The following is a 21,045-nucleotide window of genomic DNA, read 5'->3' on the forward strand; positions in this document are numbered from 1 at the left end:
TCGGAGGCGGCGCTTGTCGCCCACAGGATTGGTATGTTAGGCTTTCCACTCACTTCTTACGGGTGGATACCCCTCTCGAAACCTTCCAGGGAAAGCCATGAACTACCTGAAATCATTTGATTTGACGGGCAAGAACGCCGTCATCACCGGCGGCGGCGGCGTGCTGGGCGGCGCCATTGCCGAGGGCCTCGCCGGGGCGGGCGCCCGGGTGGCGGTGACGAGTCGAAACGTGGAAAATGCGCAACGGGTTGTGGACCGGATCACCGCCCGGGGCGGCGAAGCCAGGGCCTACGCGCTGGACGTGCATTGCGCGGTGGTGACCGAGGACTGCAAGAGCGCCATTCTAAATGACTTCAACCGGATTGATATCCTGGTCAATGGCGTGGGTGGCAACTTGAAAGAAGCCACCACTTCGGCGGAGCAGAGCTTTTTTCAGTTGCCCAACGATGCCTTCAACCGCGTGATGGACCTGAATCTGGCGGGGGGCGTCATCATCCCCACGCAAATCTTTGTGAAAGCCATGCTGGGCAATGAGAACGGCGGCAGCATCATCAACGTCACCTCCATGAACGCCCTGCGCCCGCTGACCCGCATTCCCGGCTACAGCGCGGCCAAAGCCGCCGTCAGCAACTTCACCCAGTGGTTCGCAGTGCACATGGCGCAGGAGTACAGTCCCAAGTTCCGCGTCAACGCCATCGCACCAGGCTTTTTCCTCACCGAGCAGAATCGATTTCTCCTGACCGACGAGAAAACCGGCGCGCCGACGCCGCGCGGGAAGACGATCATCGATCACACCCCCATGGGCCGCTACGGCGAGGCCGACGAGTTGGCCGGCGTGGCCGTGTGGCTCGCCAGCGACGCGTCGCGCTTCGTGACGGGTACGATTATCCCGGTGGATGGCGGCTTTTCGGCCTTTTCGGGCGTGTAGCTGGCCCAAGACCCCATTTGAAAATTACAGGGACTTCAGCGACGGCAGGGACAACAGGTCTTAATTGCCTGATTTCCCTGATGTCCCTGCAACAAAACAACACGACACTACTCGAGTAAGAGCATCGCGAAAGGCCAAGACCATGAGTGACCCCACCGCTCCCTTAAAAGAGCACAAGCCGCAGCACGACTTTCTCATTTGCATCGACTCCGATGGCTGCGCCTTCGATACGATGGAGCTGAAGCACAAGGAGTGCTTCATCCCGAACATCATCAAATTCTGGGGGCTGCAGGCGGTCTCCAAATATGCGCGCGAAGCCGCCGAATTTGTAAACCTCTACTCAAAATGGCGCGGCATCAATCGCTTTCCCGCGCTCATCGACACCTTCAACCTCCTGGCCGAGCGGGAGGAAGTCAAAGCCCGCGGCGTAACCATGCCCGCCGCGCCCAACCTGCGCCACTGGGCCGCCACGGAGACCAAGCTGGGCAATCCGGCGCTGGAAGCTTACTGCAAAGAACATGATCACGAAGACATGCATATCGCCCTGGCGTGGAGTAAGGCCGTGAATGTCACGGTCGCGGATGTGGTGGGCAAGGGCCTTCCTCCCTTCCCGTGGGTGCGCGAGTCCCTGCTAAAGGCGGGCGCCAAGGCCGACCTCATGGTGTGCTCCGCCACGCCGGTGGGTGCGCTTCGCGAAGAGTGGGAAGGCCAGGATCTGGCCCATCTGGTCTTCACCATTGCGGGGCAAGAGCAGGGCAAGAAATCCGAGCACATCGCCTTCGCCTCCGAAGGGCGCTATGAAAAGAGCCATATTCTCATGGTGGGCGACGCCCCCGGCGACCAGAAGGCCGCCGAAGCGAACGGCGCGCTTTTCTACCCCATCAATCCCGGCCACGAAGACGCGAGCTGGAAACGCTTCCATGATGAGGCCCTGGATAAGTTTTTCGCGGGTACCTTTGCCGGGGACTACCAGGCGAAGATTATCGCGGAGTTTGAGCAGTACCTGCCCGCGACGCCGCCCTGGAAATAAGACGGATAGGACCTATAGGACGGATAGGACCGATAATATTTGCCAAATCGGTCCTATCTGTCGAATTCGTCCTATGAAAGCCCCCCATGAAGATCATCGTTGACGAAAACATTCCCTACGGCCGCGAGGCTTTCTCCACCCTCGGCGAAGTCGTCACGCGCCCCGGTCGTGCGATTTCGCCCGACGACGTACGGGGTGCCGAACTCTTGCTGGTACGCTCCATCACCAAGGTAAACGCCGGGCTGCTGGAGGGCTCGGCGGTGCGATTTGTGGCTACGGCAACTATCGGCGAGGACCATATCGATAAAGCATGGCTCGCCGCGCAGGGCATTGGCTTCTCCAGCGCCCCCGGCTGCAACGCCAACAGCGTGGGCGAGTACATTGTGGCCGCGCTGTTGCACCTGGCGGCAAAGCACGACCTCACCCTGGCGGGCATGTCCCTCGGCGTGGTGGGTGTGGGCAATGTGGGCTCAAATGTGGCCCGCAAGGCCGTCGCGCTCGGCATGACCGTAGTGCTGAACGATCCGCCCCTGGCCGAAACGACGGGAGATACGAAGTATCGTCCGCTGGAAGAGATCCTCGCCTGCGACTTCATTACGACGCACGTGCCCCTGACCAAAGAGGGCCCGCACCGCACGGTGTATCTGGTGGACGGGGAATTTCTTTCGCGGATGAAGCCCGAAAGTTTCTTCTTGAACACGGCGCGGGGGCCGGTCTGCGACAATGGCGCGCTGCTGGAATGCTTACGGCGCGGTCACCTGCGCGGGGCGATTCTGGACGTATGGGAAGGCGAGCCGGAAGTCCGTCTCGATGTGCTGGATGCCGTGGACATCGCCACGCCCCACATCGCGGGCTATTCTTTTGACGGCAAGGTTAACGGGACCCGCCAGATCTATGAAGCGGCTTGCAAACACCTGGGCGTTCCAGCGGACTGGTCGGTGGATGCCCTGCTGCCCGAACCGGAGCATCCCGCGTTGCACCTCGAAGGTGCGCCCGGTGATTTGAAGCGCGCGGTCGATACGGTCTATCCGCTATTGGAAGACGACGCGCGAATGCGCGTAATCAAACAGCAACCGTCGGAAGGTCGGGCAGCTTATTTCGACATGTTGCGAAAAACCTATCCCCGGCGGCGAGAATTTCAGAATACGGTTGTGACATTGGCAAAGTCGGATGCGGAGCTGATTTCACAGTTACAGGGAATTGGATTTCGCGTAGAATAGCGGGAGCACGGACTTTCCTGTCCGTGTGTTGTGCAACAAAGTTGCACGAAATACGCGGGTAAGAAAACCCGCGCTCCCGGTGCGCAAACCATCTGAAAAAACACACTGAGCTTACGAGACACACCATGTTAATTCAGAAAATCGCCGAAAACGATTTCCTCAACGAAGATGAAATTCGAGCCACGGTCACCGAGGCCTGCGCCTCCATGGACGTGGACAACAAGCGGGTGCTTTTCATCATCCCCGACAGCACGCGGAGCATGCCGCTGCCGCTGCTGTTCCGCGTGCTCTTTGATGCGCTGCACGACCGCGTGGCGAAGATGGACTACCTCATCGCGCTGGGCACCCACCCCCCCATGCCGGAATCGGCGATCAATCATATGCTCGGCGTGACGGCGGAAGAGCGGTCCGGGCAATTCGCCGGCGTGGGCATCTTCAACCATGCGTGGCGCGATCCAGCGTCGCTCACCACCATCGGCCGCCTCACCGAGGACGACATAGAAGAGATTTCGGGCGGGCTGCTACGGGAGTCGGTCGAGGTCACCATCAATAAGCGTGTGCTGGACTATGACCTGATCTGCATCGTCGGACCGGTATTCCCCCATGAGGTGGTGGGCTTCAGCGGCGGTTACAAGTACTTTTTCCCGGGTGTGGCGGGCGAAGCCATTCTGGATGTGTTCCACTGGCTCGGCGCGCTGATCACGAACTACAAGATCAACGGCACCAAGGACACGCCGGTTCGGGCCGTCATCAACCGGGCCGCCAGCCTGGTGCCCACGAAAACGATGTGCTTCTGCCTCACGGTGGTACGCAAGGACACGAAGGCCGTCTTTTTCGGCGAGCCTCTGGAAGCCTGGAGCGCGGCGGCGGATCTGTCTTCGCAGACCCATATCATCTACAAGAAGAAGCCCTTCAAGACGGTGCTGGCCATCGCCCCGCCCATGTACGACGAGATCTGGGTCGCGGGAAAATGCATGTACAAGCTGGAGCCCGTGGTGGCGGATGGCGGCGAGCTGATCATTTACGGCGGTCACATTCACGAGGTGAGCGTAACCCACGACGTGATGATCAAGAAGGTAGGCTACCACGTGCGCGACTATTTCACGAAGCAGGCCGAGCGCTTTGCGGATATTCCCGGTACGATCAAGGCTCATTCAACCCACGTGCGCGGGAACGGCACCTTTGAAGACGGTGTGGAAAAGCCCCGCGTCGATGTGACGCTGGCCACTTCGATACCGGAGGAAATCTGCAAGCAGATCAACCTGGGCTACCGCGATATCAACACGATTGACGTGTCGGCGTACGAGGGCCGGGAGGACGAGGGGATTCTGGTGGTGCACAACGCCGGGGAAATCCTTTATCGGATCGAGGGCGAGTAGTTGCTACCACGGATGGCGCGAACTTCCCACTCGTTACCACGGTCCTCCGTGGTAATGCATATCGTTCCGCTCCAGCGGGACAGGGCGGGGAGTAGCTTCTCGAACCATCGAAAGACCACCGGCATAGGAACGCTACGGGCTGAACTGGCCACAAGACCAGTTGCCCTTTGTGCGTCCAAGCGACCCACGCTCAACTTGTTCCGCAGAAGCGGAACGGTAGGCATTACCACGGTGGACCGTGGTAACGAGACTTTTTCTCTTTCGTTCTTGCGCTCTTTGTGGTTAATCCCTCTCCTCTTCTCCCTTTGCGGTTGCTACGAGGATCCCCGCGAGACCACATACACGCCCAAGACCCAGGCCGTGACGGCGTATGAAGCCGCCCAAACCGCCCTAAAATCGGGCGCCACCGACGAGGCCCTCGCGCAGGCTCGAGCGGCCCATGAGGCGGATCCCGCCTTTGACGCGGCGTCCTTCCTCCTCGCGAGTCTACTCGGGCGTGCCGGACAATTCGAGGAAGCCATAGAGATCAGCGCCACCCTGACCGCCCGTTCGCCGAATTTTGTACAGGCCCATCTGCTCCAAGGTATACTATGGGACCGATCGGGAAATTCGGACGCGGCCAACACCAGCTATGACGCGGCCCTGCGCTGTTTTGCGGCACTGCCGGAGTCGGATCGCGCCCGCCCGGAAACTGGACTGTACGAGGCCCTGACCACCTTTCTCCGTCATGGGAAACTGGAGGGCGTCAAGGCTGCAAACCGGCTGCTGGCAATATATCCGGACTATGAACCGGCCTTGTATGTGAAGTCCTGCATGCTGGACAAGGATCGCGGCTTCCTGCTGCGCTGGTTCTCCGAACACAACGGAGACAGGCCACGGGAAGACGGCTGAATACCATATCGATTGCGGAAACAGGAGAAGTACCATGGGAAAGAATGTCATCGTCGCACAGTCCGGCGGCCCCAGCCCGGTGATCAACAGTTCGCTGCGCGGCGTCATCGACGGCTGCAAGGCCTTCCCCAATGCCTTCGGGACGATCTACGGCGGCTGGCACGGCATCGAGGGTGTGCTTAAGGAGGAACTGCTCGACCTCTCGGCACAGTCCGAAGACGAAGTGGCCCTGCTTCGTTACACCCCGGCTGCGGGCGCCATCGGCACGTGCCGCTACAAACTCAAAGACAAGCAGACCGAAGATTTTGATCGCATCATTGCCGTGATGAAGGCCCACGACATCGGCTACTTCTTCTACAACGGCGGCAACGACTCGATGGACACGGCCAACAAGGTGGCGAAGCTGGCCCACGAACGCGGGCTGGACCTGATTGCCGTTGGCGTGCCCAAGACCATCGATAATGATGTAGGCGACTCCGAATTCAAGCTCATCGACCACACGCCCGGCTACGGCAGCGTGGCGCGCTACTGGATGGGCATCGTTCAGAACGCAAACGAAGAAAACGCCGGATCCTCCCCCGCCGACCCCGTGCTGGTGATCCAGGCGATGGGCCGCCAAATCGGCTACATCCCGGCTGCGGCGCGTCTGGCCGATCCGAAGCGCGAGCTGCCCCTCCAGATTTACATGCGCGAGTCCGCCGTGAGCGCCGAGGAAATGTGCGACAACATCAATGACCAGCTCCGCAAGGATGGCCGTTGCGTGGTGGTGGTGAGCGAAGGCTTCGACGTGGGCGACCTCGGCGAAGTGAAGGACTCCTTCGGCCACGCCCAGTTCGGCGCGTCCAAGCTGACGGTGGCGCAGAAGGTGGTAAATCTGTTGAATGATCGTGGCCTCGCCACGCGCGGCGCGGCCCGGGGTCAGGTGCCCGGCTGCGATCAACGCGACACCTGCACATACGCTTCCGTGGTGGACCTGGACGAGGCCTACCGCGTGGGACAGAAGGCTGCGGAAATCGCGGCGAGCGGCGAGAACGGCTGGATGTCCACCATCCTGCGCAAGCCGGGCCTCATTTACAACGTCGAATACGACAAAGTGCCGTTGGAGCTCGTGGCCAACTCCGAGCGCACCTTCCCGGAAGCGTGGATTGCGCCGAACAAGATCGACGTCACCGACGAGTTCCTGAAGTATGCCACGCCGCTCATCGGCGAGGACTGGGCGAGCGTGCCGGTCATCAATGGCCGCCAGCGCTTCACCCGCTTCGTACCGAAGTTTGCCGAGAAGAAACTTCCCGCGTATCAGCTTCAGGCGGCGCGGGACTAAGAAAGGCCAAGTGGTACCCGATGGTTTTGTAGTGCGGGCCCCCTATTACGTCGAAATACGTTTTGCGGATATCAATCTCTTTACCATGAAGGAATCACGCGATGGCAGACGGTTGGGAATACAAGACACTCTCGGTGAATGTAATCCACGGGCACGTTCAAGAGAGCTGCGATCTCGATACGCAACTCTCGGCGCTCGGCAGCGAAGGCTGGGAGCTGGTGGCGGTGACGCCCCTGCAAATTGAAGATAAGACCGCCTGCCTTATCCATCACTTCCGCAGACCGGAAGAGCGCACGCGCAAGGCAGGCTTTGCGCCCTGAGGGAAGGCTGAAGGCTGTAGGCTGTAGGCTGTAGGCTGTAGGCTGAAGGCTTCAGGCTGTAGGCTTTCAGAATGGCCTCGGCCGCAGAAGACCCATAAGACCCATAAGACCCATAAGACCCATAAGACCCATAAGACCCATAAGACCCATAAGACCCATTACCCGCCAACGGTGACCATAGAAACCCAACAAAGGAATACGCATGAGTACAATGAATATCGGGCTGATTGGCCTCGCCGTCATGGGCGAGAACCTGGTCCTGAATATGGAACGCAACGGCTACGGCGTGGCCGTCTACAATCGCACGATCGAAAAAGTGGACGCCTTCACGGCGGGCCGCGCCAAGGGCAAAAACATCAAGGGCTGTCACAGCATTAAGGAGCTGTGCGAAAGCCTGGAGAAGCCCCGACGCGTGATGATGCTGGTGAAGGCCGGCAGCGCGGTCGATGATTTCATCGAGCAGCTTATTCCCCACCTTGAAAAAGGCGACATCATCATCGACGGCGGCAACACCTATTTCCCCGACACGATCCGCCGCGCGAAATATCTCGAAGAGAAGGGCCTGCTTTTCATCGGCACCGGCGTCTCCGGCGGCGAAGAAGGCGCGCTCATGGGTCCCTCCATCATGCCCGGCGGCTCGAAAGAAGCCTGGGCCCACGTGAAGGGCATTTTCCAGTCCATCTCCGCCAAGGTGGCCGACGGGTCGCCCTGCTGCGAGTTCATCGGCGCGGACGGCGCCGGCCACTACGTGAAGATGGTGCACAACGGCATCGAGTACGGCGATATGCAGATGATCTGCGAGGTGTACTCCATCATGAAAGGCCTGCTCGGCCTCTCCGCGCCGGAGCAGGCGGAGGTTTTCGCGAACTGGAACAAAACCGAGCTGGACAGCTACCTCATCGAGATCACGGCCGAAATCCTCGCGAAGATGGACGACGAAACCGGCAAGCCCATGGTCGATGTGATCCTGGACACGGCCGGCCAGAAGGGGACAGGCAAGTGGACCTCCACCAGCGGCCTGGATCTCGGCGCACCCGTCCCCACGGTGGCCGAGGCCGTGTTTGCGCGCTGCCTCTCGGCGATCAAGGGCGAACGCGTGGCCGCTTCCAAAATTCTCACCGGCCCCTCCGCCTCCCCCATCGACATCGACAAGGCCGAAGCGCTGGAAAACCTGCGCCAGGCCCTCTACATGTCGAAAATCTGCTCCTACGCCCAGGGCTTCCAGCTCATCCAGTATGCGGCGAAGGAATACAAGTGGGATCTCAACTACGGCGATATCGCCCTCATGTGGCGCGGTGGTTGCATCATACGCGCCCAGTTCCTGGACGAGATCAAGAAGGCCTTCGACGCGGACCCCAACTGCGTGAACCTGCTCCTCGTGCCCTATTTCAAGGCGGCGGTGGACAAGGCACAGCCGGCATTGCGCTGGGCGGTTTCCGAGGCGGTAAAGCACGGCATCCCCACGCCGACCCTCTCCTCCGCCATCGCCTACTACGACAGCTACCGCGCGGAAGTGCTGCCCGCCAACCTGCTCCAGGCCCAGCGCGATTACTTCGGCGCCCACACCTACGAGCGCACGGATAAGCCGCGCGGCGAGTTCTTCCACACCAACTGGACTGGTCGCGGCGGCGATACAGCCTCGACGACCTACAACGTGTAAGCCTGTGTAATGTTTCGGCCTCCGGGATAGCCCGGAGGCCGTTTTTTATGACCGATACGACGGATAGGACTGATAAAGCCGATCACATCGGTCGTATCTGTCCTATCGGTCCTATGAATCGCCCACGGAATTCAGCCATGCCCGATATCACCGCCCGATTCACCCTCACCGGCGAGGACTACGAGTCCTACCTTCGCTACTACTACGCCCACACGAAAAAAGGGCGTCGCCAGATGCGGCGCATGTATTTCGTGGGGCTGATTCTCTATGTGTGGTTCATGATCATGGAATACGACCACCCGAAGTTTGGCATCGCCCAACCGGGTTATTACGCCGCCTACGCGGTCGTCACCGCCGGGCTCCTCGGCGGCGGCTTCTGGTTTTTCCTCAACCGCGTCTGGCCCACCCTCGCCCAGGGCGCGATAAAGCGTTCGGCGCAGAAGGGGATGTTCACCGAAACTTTCATCACCCTGAGAGACGACGCCCTCTATGTAAAAACCAAAGACGGCGAAGGGCGAATGGCCTGGAAAAGCGTGGAGCGCGCCGAGGAAGACGAAGGGTACATCTACCTGTTCATGGGCGGGCTGAACGCCTTCATCATCCCGAAGCGCGGCTTTGAAGGGGATGGGGCGGACGCAACAAAGAAGATTCAAGAACTCACGAAAAAGTAGACGTTACAGTTGTGCCACACGAATGCTCGTACCTCGCTTTCGTGTGGCACATCACTCAACCGGGTAACCCCATCACTCCCGCAGCTTGAGGTAAAGATTTCCGTCTTCCAGTTTGATGGCTTCCACGCCCCGGGAGAGTCCGTCCCAGAAGCCGCCCTGGCCGCCGAATTCCTGAACCAGATCCTTGTTCTTCAGGTCGCCCATCCAGGCCGAGGGCAGGGGTACACCACCAATGCTGATGCCGCGCACGATAACGACGGGCTTGTCGTTTTCAAAGCGGAGGGTTGCCCCGGCCGTGATTCGGGCCGTGGTCCCGCCGATGACCGGAAACTCGGGGTCCACCGGAACGAGCAATACAACGCTCAACAAATCACGAGAGATGTCGATGGCCACGCGATCCGCCCACTCCGGGTTCTTGTCGATAATCGCGTTGAGCTCTCTCTCCGTGATGCGGATTTCCCGCTTGGCGTCATCTTCCGAGTAGGGCTCCGGCTCGGCCACGTTGCTGCCAGGGGGGGCTGCGGATGCGCCCGCCGCTTCCAGCCTGGCCAGTTTCTCGGCGAAGGCCGCCTCTTCTTCCTCCGAAAGGGTCGTGGTCTTGAAAGCCGAGGCGTAGACGTTGTACTTGACCCAGACGCCCGCAGCGATGGCGGAAAGCAGCGCGGCGGCGAGGATGATCCCCAGAATTTGCATGCAGCCGAAGCGGCGTTTCGGTGCGGAGGCGGGTGCCGTTGGGGGTGGGGTCGGACTTTGATCTGTCATGGGGGAACTCCTCCGGGTGCCGAGTATACATCGCCGTAAGGCAGTTTATTCGATCTGGCATGGTACCATGTCGGACGGATCCGACGGATTGCACCGATCAGACTAAATAGACGCCGTTGCATGCCCTGATTCGCGACTCACGCGGAAACTATACACCGTCCGCCCTCGTCACCCGCAAGAGCCCGCGCTCGCCCGCGTAGTTCCGGGCGCTGGAATAGCGCCAGTGCTCGGGCCTGTCCACGTACCCCCGCTTAACCGGGTTCTCGTGGATGTAACGAATCTTCTCCGCCATCATCGTATCGTTCAGGATCAACTCGGGATGTACGCTTTCCTGCCAAAACTGCACATCCCGCTCGTCCTTGCGGTAACGCGGATAGAAATCGAAGTGGTCCAGCATCACGCGGACGTTGTGGTCGTTGAGAAATTTCAACAACTGCCGTCCTGTGTTGTATTTGAGGCGCGTGATGGTCTTTTCCAGATTTGGGCTCCGGGCGATAAAGTGAACGTGGTTATCCAGGACGACATAGGCATACACCACGAGGCCTTCGCCCATGAGGTAGTCGAAGCCGTCGAGGAGAATTGCCACGGTGTCGGGCCGCGTGAACACGGGCGCCCAGTGATAGACCGTGCACGTCATGAAATGGGGCTGGGTGGGATCGAGGAAGCGATTGGCGGAGTCCACCCGCTACTCCCCCACCGCCTTCAGCGCCGAGACGACGCAATCGTTGATTCCCACGCCGCGATAGGCGTTGCCCGCGAAGCGCAGGCCGCGGTGACGCTCTTCGGCGGTCTCGATGGCGCGCACGCGGGACTGATGGCCGAAGGTGTATTGGGGTATCGCTCTTTCCCAGCGAAAGATGCGATGGAGGACGGGGTCCGACTTGATGTCGAGAATGGGAAAGAGTTCCTGCCGGATCACATCGAGCATGGCGCCGTCGTCCAGCTTAACGGCATCGGGGTCGCTCGCGCCGCCGATCATGGTGCGCAGCAGGATCTTGCCTTCGGGCGCGCGGCCCGGAAAGAGTGTGGAGGTCCAGATACAGCCCAGGATGCGCTTGCCCTGGGTGCGGGGGATCAGAAAACCGAACCCGTTGAGGTTGTGGCCCACGGCGGCGCGCTCGTAAACCGTACAGATTACGCTCATGCTGGCATAGGGGATCGCGGCCAGGGCATCGGCCAGGGGCGCGTCGAAATCGCTCACCATCCCCGCGGCGGCGTGCGCCGGGGCGGCCACAATGACGGACTCCGTCAGGAAGCGCTCACCGTTGGCGCAATGCACTTCGTAACCACATTCGTGCTTCTGAATAAGCGAGACCGGTATCGAGAGGCGCGCGCGGTCGCCGAGTTGCTCCGCCGCACGGTTCACCAGCGTGGCCATGCCGCCCTTGAAACTCGTGAGGGTGCCGCCGGGCCCCATGGCGGTGCCGCCCCCCGAACCCTTGGCCTTCTTTTTCGCCAGCATGGCGCGGCACAAGCCGCCGTGCTCCGCTTCCATTGCCGCCATTTTCGGAAAGCACGAGGCGAGGTCGAGCTTGCGGGCATCGCCGCCGTAGATGCCGCTGACCATGGGCGCAACGAGGGTATCGGCAGCCTCGGCCCCGATACGGCGCGCGGCGAAATCCCAAATGGATTCCTCTTCCTCGGAAACACGCTGGGGAATGAAGGGCTCGCCCATGAGACGCAGACGTCCCTGCAGAGACAGCACCTTGGAGAATAGGAATGCCGGCGGTGGCTGGAGCTCGTGCAACGCGCCATTGCGAAAGATGAAGCGCTTCGCGGCGAGGGTATTGGCCCGGATGAGCTCGCTGTCGAGCCCGAGGTCGGTAACCCACTGGAGTGTCTTAGGCTCCTTGTCGAGAAAGCCATTCGGGCCTTTCTCAAAGGTAAAGCCATCGGTGGATTCGGTAGAGGCGGTGCCGCCGAGGCTGTCCCCCGCTTCGAGTAGGAGCGTCTTGTCCGCGCCATTGCGCTTCATGGCATAGAAGGCGGCACAGAGGCCGCTGATACCGCCGCCGATGATGAGGGTCTTGAGGGGCTCGGTCATGGGGATCCTTGGGGATATGGTCGTATGGGTCGTATGGGTCGTATGGGACCAATGGGTCTACTGAAACTACTGCGCGTTCGGGGCCATAATGATGGGCATTTTCTAAAGACCCATAAGACGCATACGACCCATAGGACCTATAAGACCCATCCCCCTAAATCGTTCTCGAAAAATTCTTAAAATGCGCTGGCTTCTTCAGGTGCGCATCGAAAACCATAGCCACATTGCGCACGAAAGCCTGGCCCAGGGGCAACACCGTCAAACCACTGGCATCCCGCACCATGAACTGTTCCTGGTAGAACTCCTGGAGCCGCGACTCTTCATCGGCAAAATAGGCATCATAGTCCACGCCGAAACGGCTTTTGAGCACGGCAAAATCGAGGTAGAAATTACACATGAGCTGGCGAATGGTCCAGCGGCGTATGGCGTCGTCTTCCGTGAGCCAGGCGCCGCAGAGCGTTGGGAAAACCCCTTCGTCCAGGGCCTTGTAGTACATTGCGGGACGTTTCTCATTCTGGGCATAGGCCCCGCCCACTTCACCAATCCCGGATACGCCAAAGGCGACCATATCCTCGGCAGGCACAACCGTATAACCCATGAAATTGCGGTGCAGGCGTCGCTCATTCAGCGCTACCGCAAGTTCATCCGTCGGCAGCGCGAAATGGTCCATGCCGATGATGCGATAGCCCGCGGCCACAAAAAGTCGCCGGGCGATGGCGAAGAGATCATATTTCTCCGCGCCCGTGGGGCGCGGACGTTCGTCCATCTTCCGCTGGTGCTTGATCTGTTCGGGCAGGTGGGCGTAGCTGTATACCGCGAGGCGGTCGGGCCGGATGTCGATGACCGTTTCGATGGTCTTCGCCCAGGTTTCCGGCGTCTGGTCGGGCAGACCATAAATGAGGTCGATGTTGATGCCGGAGAAACCGAGATCGCGGCATCGATTGAACAGGGTGCGGGTCTGTTCTTCCGTCTGATTGCGATTGATGGTGGCCTGAACAGCGGGATCCAGGTCCTGAACGCCCATGCTGATTCGATTGAATCCCAGAGCGCGCAGGGTCTGGAGTTGCTCAAGCGAAGTGACCCGTGGATCGACCTCCAGCGCGACCTCCGCATCGGGCGCGAAGTCGAACTCGCGCGTCAGCACACCATGAAGGGCCTTTATCTGCTCCACGGACTGATAGGTCGGTGTGCCGCCGCCCCAGTGGAGTTGTTTGATGGTCTTGCGGTTGCCCAGGCGCTTCGAGGCCATGCCGATTTCCTGATAAACGTACTGGAGGTATTTCTCGGAGACCTCCGGATGCTTGGAAATGACCACATTGCAGCCGCAGAAGTGGCAACGCTCCCAGCAGAAGGGCAGATGCACATAGAGGGAGAGGGGCTCGGCGCTGTTTTCGGCGGCGCGGTCGAGCGCACGACCGTAATCCGCAGCGCCAAAGTCGTGGCTCCATTCCGGAGCCGTCGGATAACTCGTATAGCGAGGCCCCGGCCGATCATAGCGGTCCAACAGTTCTCGGGTGACCTCCAGGCTTTCCTGGGTGGCGGATGGTGCGGTGGTTGGGCTCACAGAAATACCTCGACGCTCTCACAGTTTCTCAAGGACTTAAGTATAGCGCATCGGGGCGCACGGCTGATAGTCACGAGGTAATGGTCAATGGACAATTAACAATGGACAACGGAGAGGAGGAAATAGATCTATCATCGACCGGACAAGTCGTGTGGTTCGAGGTTTCTCCATCCTTCATCCTCCCACTATTCTCCGGACTCCTGCCCGCCGTTGACCCACCCGCTTCCAAACCAGTAAGATACGAATCAGTCCCGGGCGCAGTCATTGAATCCCAGCAGGGGTGCTGCATGCCCTCATAAAGAACCCAACGCAAAAGGAAGAATCCCCCCATGAAGAGCAAGCTGTTCTTTGCCGGCGCGCTGGCCCTGTGCCTCTTGAGCGCGGCCACCTACAACTGGTCCACGGTTTCCGCCCACGACGAGGCGGGCAAATTTGAGGGTGCGGACATCGATCTGCACTCCGCAACGCACGTCATTGAAGCCGCCATCAAGAAGGCCGAAGAGCTCGACACCAAGATGGATATCGCCATCGTGGACGCGGGCGCCAACTTGAAGGCCTTCGTGCGCATGGACGGCGCCTGGCTGGGCAGCATCGACATCGCCCAGAAGAAAGCACGCACAGCCCGCTACTTCGACATGAACACCGGCGTCATCGGCGAGCTGAGCCAGCCCGGCGGCGCGCTTTACAACATCGAGCACTCCAACGGCGGCCTGATCACCTTCCCCGGTGGCGTGCCGCTTAAGAACAAAGACGGCGTCATCATCGGCGCCATCGGCGTATCCGGATCCACGGTCGAAAACGACCACGCCGTCGCCGAAGCCGGCGCGGCCGCCCTGTAATCCATTTCCCAAGCCATGGCCCCTTCGGTTCGCCGGAGGGGCTTTTTTTTACAATGGACAATTGACAATGAACAATTGTCAATGACAATGAAATAGGACGAATTGGACCGATACGACGGATTTGATCAGCCAGTTGATCGGCCTAAGCCGTCCTGATTTACTTTTTCATTGTCAATTGTCAATTGTCCATTGTCAATTGCTGCCCGAACTGTCAACCGCCCCCTTCGCTGTGCTACCCTATAGGGATGCTCCTTTCAAGCAATCAGCACATTATAAAAAGGAAATACCGTGTTTAATTTTGGCGATATTGGGAAAATGGGCAGCATGCTCAAGCAGGCGATGGAGGTGAAGGCGAAGATGGAGGAACTGAAGGAATCGCTGGGCAGCGAACGTATCGAAGCGGCCTCGGGCGCCGGCATGGTTCAAGTCGTTCTGACGGGCAAGATGGAGCTCGTTTCCATCAAGATCGACCCCGAGATCATCAATCCTGCCGAACCCGAAGTGCTGGAAACCATGATCCAGGCCGCCTTCAACGAGGGTATCTTCAAGGCCCAGGAACTGGTGAAATCCAAGATGACCGAAATGACCGGCGGCATCGATATTCCCGGATTGACGAGCTAGTGCGAACCGTATTCTTCGGCACACCGGACATTGCGGTCCCGTCGCTCCAGGCGATCGAAGCGCTCCACGAGGTGACTGCGGTGGTATGCCAGCCCGACCGGCCTCAGGGGCGCAGCAGCAAGCTGGTGCCGCCCCCCGTCAAGGTGGCGGCGGAGAAGCTGGGAATCCCCGTGCACCAGCCAGAGAAACTGAACGACGGAACGTTTGAGGCCTGGTTGAAAGCCCAGGCGCCGGAAGTTTGCATGATCGCCGCCTATGGCCGACTGTTGAAGCAGCCCCTGCTCGACATTCCCACCCACGGCTGGCTCAACATGCACCCGAGCCTCCTGCCCAAATACCGGGGGCCCTCCCCCATTCAGTCCGCCATCCTGAATGGCGACACCGTGACCGGGGTCAGCATCATGCGTCTGGTGCTCGAAATGGATGCGGGCGACCTGTTGCTTCAGGAGCGTGTCGAGATCGGTGAAAATGAAACCGCCGTGGAACTCGCCCAGCGTCTGGGCATCCTGGGAGCGGAATTGATGTTCAAGGGCCTGCGCCTGATCGAGGAGGGCAACGCCGTCTTCACGCCCCAGGATCCGGCGGGCGTGGTGGAATGCAAAATGTTTGAAAAAAATGACGGGCAAATCCGGTGGGGAGCATCCGCCCGCGAAATTCACAACCTGGTGCGCGCCGCCCAGCCCTGGCCCATCGCCCACTGCGAACTCGGTGGCGAGGTCTACCGCATCCACGAAACACGCCTGACGGACGGCACCGCCGCGTCCGCGCCCGGCACGGTTGAAGAAGTACTCAAGGATCGCCTGGTGGTTTCCACGGGTGAAGGCCGCATCGCCATCACTCAGATTCAGGGCCCCGGCAAACGGGTCATGAACACGGGCGACTTCCTGCGGGGCCACAAACTGGACGCAGGCGCGACCTTCACGGACCTTCACTGATGCCCGCCGAACCGGTACGCGACGCCGCCCTGGATGTACTTCTCCGTGTGTTCGATGAACGCGCGGTCTACCTGGATGTTTCCCTGGACAAGACCCAGCGGCGCAAGAAGCTCTCCGAACGGGGACGGCGCTTTCTCGGTATGCTCGTCTATGGGACGGTTCGCCACAAAACGCTTTGCGATTTTGTGCTTCAGCAGTACTGCCACCAGCCCCTGGACGAGCTGCCGCTGGTCATCCGGACGATTCTCCAGATGGCGGTGTTCCAATCGCTCTTCTGCGATCAGGTGACCCACCCCGCCATGGTCCATACCTCGGTGGATCTGGCCAAGCATCGCACCCATGCGGGCCTCGCCCGTATGGTTAATGCCGTACTGCGCAAAGTGCCCCAGCGCCTGGACGAGATCACCTTTCCCGACCCGGAAAAGGAACTGGCAAAGTACCTCAAGATCCGGCACTCCATGCCCAAGTGGCTCATCCGAAAGTGGATGGACCAGTTCGGTGACGAGACGGCCCGCGCGCTGTGCGAAGCCTCCTGCGAGACGGCGGACAGCATCCTGCGGGTGAACACCCTCAAGACGACCAAGGCTGAACTCTTGGAACGCCTCGGGAACTCCGGCGTCGTCGCTGCGGACGACGTGCCCCTGCCCGATGCGCTTCGCGTGATTCAGGGCGGAGCCCTGCCCCGTACCAAGTGGTTCCAGCAGGGCCATTTCTTCCTGCAGGACACGGCCTCCATGCTCCCGGCGCTGTTGTTGGAACCCCGGCCGGGCGAGCGGGTATTGGATATGTGTGCCGCGCCGGGTGGCAAGACCACACACCTGGCGGAACTGGCGGAGGGCGGAGCCCATATCATTGCGATGGACGCCAGCCGGACCCGTCTTTGGAAGGTGCTGGAGAATATCGAGCGCCTCGAAACTCCCGGTATCAGCGTGGTTTGCGGTGACGGCATGAACCCGCCTATTCGGGGTGAGTTCGACCGGGTGCTGGTGGATGCGCCGTGCAGCGGACTGGGTACGCTCCGGAGGCACCCCGACCTGAAATGGCGGATGACGCAGGAATCGATAGACGAAATGGCCCGAAACCAGCGGACCCTGTTGCGATCCGCCATTGGCCTCTGCAAAAATAACGGAATTATTGTCTATTCCGTGTGTACTTTTACCCCCGAGGAAACCACTACGGTCATCGAATCCGTGCTGGCCGAGGGCGGCGTCACGCTGGAAAACGGACCGGAGTATCTCAATACGTGGAACATCGCCCAGGGAATGTATCAGAGCCTCCCCTCCAGCGGAGCTTGGGACGGATTCTTCTTGACGCGGTTTCGGAAACAATCCTGAACTTCGTCTTCTTTATCCTGAAATTCGCCGCCTGGGGCATCCAGTGGACGGCGGCCCTCGTCGTGTTCCTGGTGGTTATGGCCGGGGCGGGCTACTATGTTTTCATGGAGACGCTGGACGGCGGCGAGCCCGTGCAGGTGCCGAACATCATGAACCTGCCTCTGGACGAGGCCCAGAACCGTGTCGCGGAACAGGGCCTGGAGATGGGTCGGCCAAACAACGTGTGGCACGAGACCATTCCGAAGTACCACATTATCAGCCAGCGCCCCGCACCGGGCCGGGTGGTGCGCACGGGCCGGAAGGTCTACCCCACCGTCAGTATGGGCCGGGATTTCCTCACCGCCCCCGCTCTTGAAAAGGGGACGCTTGACGAGGCGCGATCCCAACTGGACAGTTCGCAATTCCGGCTGGGCAGCGTGGCGCGAATCCGCCACAAGTCCCCGCGAAACACCGTGCTTTCCCAGTATCCGCCGCCCGGCGCGCCGCTGGAAAAACTGGGCGATCTTCACCTCCTGGTCAGCGAAGGCGACGCCCGTTATGAAGACTACATGCCCGACCTGCGGGAAAAGCCCGTCAGTGAAGTGGCTGCAATCATGGCCCCCTACAAAGTGGTCCTTGTGCCGAAGTATGTGGACATTCCCGATGCCCGCGAGGGCGTAGTGCTCAATCAGGATCCCCAGCCGGCCACGCTTATTACAGAAGGCCAGACGGTTACCTTCGAAGTAAAGTTGTCCAAGGATGAAGAGTTCCAGAAGGGCGTTGTCCGGCACCAAATGGCCATCGACTTCTATGACAAGGAAGTACGCGTGGATCGCATCGACAACTTCGGCAACCGCCAGGTTATCAAGAGCTACCCGCCGGCCTTCGACGAGCAGTCCCGGGCAAGCCGGGTAATCGGCGGCACACTCGCCATCTCTGTAACCTATGTCAAGAACTGCACGGTGGAGATCTACGTCGACAACAATATCATCGCCGCCTATTCCCTGAAGAACGGCGAAGAGCCGGTGAAGTCCTCAGTGCCCTGAGCCCCACCGATCGTTGTCTTACAATTGAATCGTTAAACCACGAATGGACACGAATCCAAACAAATAAAGATTGAAGCGCGCGCAGGAAGCATCAATCTACCGTGTGGCTTTGGTGCTGCGCATTCACTTTTTTCTCCGCGCTATCCGTGGTCGGAAGACGAAATTGCTGACTGCGGAATGCATGGGTTGGCGGCATCTGAACCATTTTGCTTTCGTTGAAATCTACGCGCTCCAGGCACAAGATATTGCTTTTTTCGTCCTCTTATTCGTGTGGATTGGTGTCCATTCGTGCTTAGAAAGATTTGTAACCACTCGCGGATTCACCGTGCCCCCGTGAACCGCGCCTCAACCGGATGAACTGAAAAGGTAGACCCTTCGTGTCTCAGATAAAGATTGCCCCCTCCATTCTCGCCAGCGATTTCAGTAAGCTCGGCGAAGAGATTTCCGATGTTATCACCGCCGGCGCCGACTGGATTCATGTCGATGTGATGGACGGTCACTTTGCCCCGAACATCACCCTCGGCCCCCCTGTTGTCGCGTCCATCCGCAAGCATTGCACCGTGCCCATGGATGTTCACCTGATGATCTCCGACCCCATGGCCTATGTGGCGGACTTTGCCAACGCGGGCGCGGACACGATCTCTTTCCATGTCGAAGCGACCGACCATCCCCTCCGTGTCATAGACAAGATCAAGGAACTGGGCTGTCTCGCGGGAATTGTGGTGAACCCCGGAACCCCGGAAGACGACATCGAGTACATCGTCGAACACGTCGACATGGTGCTCGTGATGACGGTCAACCCCGGATTTGGCGGCCAGGCCTTCATCCCAGACATGCTCCGGAAGATCACCAACGTCCGCGCCATGATGGATGGCCGGGATGTGGAAGTGGACGGCGGGATTGACCCGAGCACGGCCCCTCTGGTCATTGAAGCGGGCGCCAACGTGCTCGTGGCGGGCAACTACATCTTCAAACACGAATCCTACCTCGAGGCGATTGAGTCACTGCGGGGTGGCGTGTAATCGGGACGGACTCGCTTCCACTGCCCTCTTGGGCGCGAGCCAAATCGTTTGTTAAGGGTGCATCCGACATGGACGCAGCGAGTGCAACGTGCGTGCCCGTGGATGTGTGGGAAGACTTCACCTCTTGCGTCCCCGTTGCGAATCGGGCTTCCACGGGACACGCCGCCTCATTGGCGTGGACTCCGCCCGGCTCGGTGGCGCACCTTGCACGCACTCACCTTGCTCAATTCAGTCGGCCGTGCGGCGGTACGTCCCCCGGATTACTCCTCCGGGGACTCGCCCTCGGACGACGCGGCTACGCCCGTCATGTTTTCAAGGCCTTTCCATTGGGCGACACCGTCGCGAATGGACAGATACCACCCATCCGATTCGACTTCATCGGAAACCAGCAGCGGGACGGTCGTGAGGGTGGTGTTGTTCAACGACACGGTTAACTCGCCCACCACCGACATGGGGCTCAGGGGAGCCTCCAGCTTTTCCGGATGTATGGCGGAGACCTCCACCTCGCTCATGAGGTTGCGCGGCAGAAGGATGGACACATCGCCACCCGCGCAGACCGAGGCCGTCTCCACCTTCCCGTGATAGACGGGAACATCCACACCCAGTGGCGCACCCTTTCCAATGAGGGTTATCTCGGCGTAGTCGTCCAGAAAGCGGTTGAACAGGTCTTCCGCGAGTTGAAAGCGCCCGTACTTGCTCTGAGAGCCCATAATCACACATACGAGCCGCCGCCCATTGCGCTGGGCCGTGGCCGCGACACAGAAGCCCGCCGCATTGATGAAGCCGGTCTTCAGTCCATCGCAATCGGCCATGCGCCAGAGTAACTTGTTGGTATTGGACTTCACGGGCTCGTCCGGCCGAAACTGGAGTTCCTTCTGGCGCACGAGCGCCATAATCTGATCTTTCTGGATGCAGGCGAGGGCGAGCTGGGCCATATCGCGGGCGGTGGTTTCATCAAAGGACTTGCGGTCGGACGGCGGGAGTCCGTGCACGCCCCGGATGACCGTGTGGCTCATGCCGAGGGTCTTCGCCCGTTCATTCGCCACCTTCAGGTACGCCTCCGCGCTGCCCCACAGACCCTCGGCGACCGCCATGGCGGCGTCGTTGGCCGACGCCACCGCGACCGCCTGCATCATCTTGCCCAGAGGCCACTCCTCACCCACCTTTAACTGAACCTGCGTGCCCCCCATGCCCTGAGCGCGTTCCGTCACGGGGATCATGGTTTCGGGGACCCAGTCTCCCCGCTCGTAGCCCTCGGTTACGAGCAGCATGAGCATGAGCTTGATCATGCTCGCCGGTGGTCGCACCACATCGGCGTTTTCCTCGTACAGCACCAGCCCGCGATCCATCTCCATGCAGATGATGCTGTGGTTCTCGGGGTTGGCGGGTGCCGCAACGGTGGCGGAAACGCCGGCCAGGACGGCGGCGGCGCAGCAGAGCGGGTAAAGGAGGATTCTGGTCATTGCATGCTCCATATTT

General features: G+C 60.1%; 20 protein-coding genes. 15 read left to right on the forward strand and 5 right to left on the reverse strand.

Translation table 11 applies throughout. The annotated features are described in order from the left end of the window. Positions 1–97 precede the first annotated feature (97 nt). The 9 genes from JNK74_09465 to JNK74_09505 all read left to right on the forward strand — a co-directional run bounded on the left by JNK74_09465 (position 98) and on the right by JNK74_09505 (position 9,420). On the forward strand, positions 98–928 hold the full coding sequence (locus JNK74_09465; GenBank protein ID MBL7646400.1) for an SDR family oxidoreductase: 831 nt from the start codon (positions 98–100) through the stop codon (positions 926–928). Between the two features lie 142 nt (positions 929–1,070). Then, on the forward strand, positions 1,071–1,958 hold the full coding sequence (locus tag JNK74_09470) for an HAD family hydrolase (protein MBL7646401.1): 888 nt from the start codon (positions 1,071–1,073) through the stop codon (positions 1,956–1,958). Between the two features lie 86 nt (positions 1,959–2,044). Beyond that, complete coding sequence (locus tag JNK74_09475; protein ID MBL7646402.1) at positions 2,045–3,178, forward strand: 4-phosphoerythronate dehydrogenase; 1,134 nt, start codon at positions 2,045–2,047, stop codon at positions 3,176–3,178. 125 nt (positions 3,179–3,303) lie between these two features. Next, positions 3,304–4,557, forward strand: a complete 1,254-nt coding sequence (locus JNK74_09480) for a DUF2088 domain-containing protein (GenBank protein ID MBL7646403.1) — start codon at positions 3,304–3,306, stop codon at positions 4,555–4,557. A 231-nt stretch (positions 4,558–4,788) separates the two neighbouring features. Next, on the forward strand, positions 4,789–5,448 hold the full coding sequence (locus JNK74_09485) for a tetratricopeptide repeat protein (protein ID MBL7646404.1): 660 nt from the start codon (positions 4,789–4,791) through the stop codon (positions 5,446–5,448). 34 nt (positions 5,449–5,482) lie between these two features. After that, on the forward strand, positions 5,483–6,769 hold the full coding sequence (locus JNK74_09490) for a diphosphate--fructose-6-phosphate 1-phosphotransferase (protein ID MBL7646405.1): 1,287 nt from the start codon (positions 5,483–5,485) through the stop codon (positions 6,767–6,769). A gap of 101 nt (positions 6,770–6,870) precedes the next feature. After that, a complete protein-coding gene (locus JNK74_09495; protein ID MBL7646406.1) occupies positions 6,871–7,089 on the forward strand; it encodes a DUF4177 domain-containing protein in 219 nt (72 codons plus the stop codon). 202 nt (positions 7,090–7,291) lie between these two features. Then, entirely contained in the window at positions 7,292–8,749 is a 1,458-nt protein-coding gene (gene gnd / locus JNK74_09500; protein MBL7646407.1) for a decarboxylating NADP(+)-dependent phosphogluconate dehydrogenase, read from the forward strand. A 137-nt stretch (positions 8,750–8,886) separates the two neighbouring features. After that, positions 8,887–9,420, forward strand: coding sequence for a YcxB family protein (locus tag JNK74_09505; protein ID MBL7646408.1), 534 nt, complete (start codon positions 8,887–8,889; stop codon positions 9,418–9,420). Positions 9,421–9,492: 72 nt separating this feature from the next. Here JNK74_09505 and JNK74_09510 read toward each other — a convergent pair whose 3' ends face one another. From JNK74_09510 to hemN, 4 genes are all read right to left on the reverse strand, one after another. Then, positions 9,493–10,182, reverse strand: a complete 690-nt coding sequence (locus JNK74_09510; GenBank protein ID MBL7646409.1) for an arginine N-succinyltransferase — start codon at positions 10,180–10,182, stop codon at positions 9,493–9,495. Positions 10,183–10,330: 148 nt separating this feature from the next. Continuing rightward, on the reverse strand, positions 10,331–10,819 hold the full coding sequence (locus JNK74_09515; protein MBL7646410.1) for a transposase: 489 nt from the start codon (positions 10,817–10,819) through the stop codon (positions 10,331–10,333). A gap of 48 nt (positions 10,820–10,867) precedes the next feature. After that, positions 10,868–12,226 carry a protoporphyrinogen oxidase gene (hemG, locus tag JNK74_09520; GenBank protein ID MBL7646411.1) on the reverse strand — a complete coding sequence of 453 codons (1,359 nt, stop codon included), beginning with the start codon at positions 12,224–12,226 and terminating at the stop codon, positions 10,868–10,870. A gap of 154 nt (positions 12,227–12,380) precedes the next feature. Further along, complete coding sequence (hemN, locus tag JNK74_09525) at positions 12,381–13,751, reverse strand: oxygen-independent coproporphyrinogen III oxidase (GenBank protein ID MBL7646412.1); 1,371 nt, start codon at positions 13,749–13,751, stop codon at positions 12,381–12,383. Positions 13,752–14,119: 368 nt separating this feature from the next. Here hemN and JNK74_09530 point away from each other — a divergent pair, with 368 nt between their 5' ends. The 6 genes from JNK74_09530 to JNK74_09555 all read left to right on the forward strand — a co-directional run bounded on the left by JNK74_09530 (position 14,120) and on the right by JNK74_09555 (position 19,566). Next, positions 14,120–14,629 (forward strand): heme-binding protein, encoded by a 510-nt coding sequence (locus JNK74_09530; protein ID MBL7646413.1) that lies wholly within the window; start codon positions 14,120–14,122, stop codon positions 14,627–14,629. A gap of 315 nt (positions 14,630–14,944) precedes the next feature. After that, entirely contained in the window at positions 14,945–15,250 is a 306-nt protein-coding gene (locus JNK74_09535; GenBank protein ID MBL7646414.1) for a YbaB/EbfC family nucleoid-associated protein, read from the forward strand. Continuing rightward, positions 15,250–16,185, forward strand: a complete 936-nt coding sequence (locus tag JNK74_09540; protein ID MBL7646415.1) for a methionyl-tRNA formyltransferase — start codon at positions 15,250–15,252, stop codon at positions 16,183–16,185. Before JNK74_09535 ends, JNK74_09540 begins: the two co-directional genes overlap by 1 nt. Next, positions 16,185–17,519 carry a 16S rRNA (cytosine(967)-C(5))-methyltransferase RsmB gene (gene rsmB / locus JNK74_09545; protein MBL7646416.1) on the forward strand — a complete coding sequence of 445 codons (1,335 nt, stop codon included), beginning with the start codon at positions 16,185–16,187 and terminating at the stop codon, positions 17,517–17,519. The genes JNK74_09540 and rsmB overlap by 1 nt, the downstream gene beginning before the upstream one ends. Then, complete coding sequence (locus JNK74_09550) at positions 17,477–18,544, forward strand: PASTA domain-containing protein (GenBank protein ID MBL7646417.1); 1,068 nt, start codon at positions 17,477–17,479, stop codon at positions 18,542–18,544. The genes rsmB and JNK74_09550 overlap by 43 nt, the downstream gene beginning before the upstream one ends. Before the next feature lie 377 nt (positions 18,545–18,921). Further along, entirely contained in the window at positions 18,922–19,566 is a 645-nt protein-coding gene (locus tag JNK74_09555; GenBank protein MBL7646418.1) for a ribulose-phosphate 3-epimerase, read from the forward strand. A 260-nt stretch (positions 19,567–19,826) separates the two neighbouring features. Here JNK74_09555 and JNK74_09560 read toward each other — a convergent pair whose 3' ends face one another. Beyond that, positions 19,827–21,029, reverse strand: coding sequence for a D-alanyl-D-alanine carboxypeptidase (locus tag JNK74_09560; protein ID MBL7646419.1), 1,203 nt, complete (start codon positions 21,027–21,029; stop codon positions 19,827–19,829). Between the last annotated feature and the right edge of the window lie 16 nt (positions 21,030–21,045).

The organism is Candidatus Hydrogenedentota bacterium, from assembly GCA_016791475.1.
In the GTDB taxonomy this organism is placed as follows: domain Bacteria; phylum Hydrogenedentota; class Hydrogenedentia; order Hydrogenedentales; family JAEUWI01; genus JAEUWI01.

Coding starts and splice junctions, on each gene's coding strand:
- rsmB (MBL7646416.1), top strand. CDS start 16,185: ATGCCCGCCGAACCGGTACGCGACGCCGCCCTGGATGTACTTCTCCGT.
- JNK74_09495 (MBL7646406.1), top strand. CDS start 6,871: ATGGCAGACGGTTGGGAATACAAGACACTCTCGGTGAATGTAATCCAC.
- JNK74_09490 (MBL7646405.1), top strand. CDS start 5,483: ATGGGAAAGAATGTCATCGTCGCACAGTCCGGCGGCCCCAGCCCGGTG.
- JNK74_09475 (MBL7646402.1), top strand. CDS start 2,045: ATGAAGATCATCGTTGACGAAAACATTCCCTACGGCCGCGAGGCTTTC.
- JNK74_09465 (MBL7646400.1), top strand. CDS start 98: ATGAACTACCTGAAATCATTTGATTTGACGGGCAAGAACGCCGTCATC.
- JNK74_09480 (MBL7646403.1), top strand. CDS start 3,304: ATGTTAATTCAGAAAATCGCCGAAAACGATTTCCTCAACGAAGATGAA.
- JNK74_09515 (MBL7646410.1), bottom strand. CDS start 10,819: ATGACGTGCACGGTCTATCACTGGGCGCCCGTGTTCACGCGGCCCGAC.
- gnd (MBL7646407.1), top strand. CDS start 7,292: ATGAGTACAATGAATATCGGGCTGATTGGCCTCGCCGTCATGGGCGAG.
- JNK74_09510 (MBL7646409.1), bottom strand. CDS start 10,182: ATGACAGATCAAAGTCCGACCCCACCCCCAACGGCACCCGCCTCCGCA.
- JNK74_09505 (MBL7646408.1), top strand. CDS start 8,887: ATGCCCGATATCACCGCCCGATTCACCCTCACCGGCGAGGACTACGAG.
- JNK74_09530 (MBL7646413.1), top strand. CDS start 14,120: ATGAAGAGCAAGCTGTTCTTTGCCGGCGCGCTGGCCCTGTGCCTCTTG.
- hemG (MBL7646411.1), bottom strand. CDS start 12,226: ATGACCGAGCCCCTCAAGACCCTCATCATCGGCGGCGGTATCAGCGGC.
- JNK74_09560 (MBL7646419.1), bottom strand. CDS start 21,029: ATGACCAGAATCCTCCTTTACCCGCTCTGCTGCGCCGCCGCCGTCCTG.
- JNK74_09470 (MBL7646401.1), top strand. CDS start 1,071: ATGAGTGACCCCACCGCTCCCTTAAAAGAGCACAAGCCGCAGCACGAC.
- JNK74_09535 (MBL7646414.1), top strand. CDS start 14,945: ATGGGCAGCATGCTCAAGCAGGCGATGGAGGTGAAGGCGAAGATGGAG.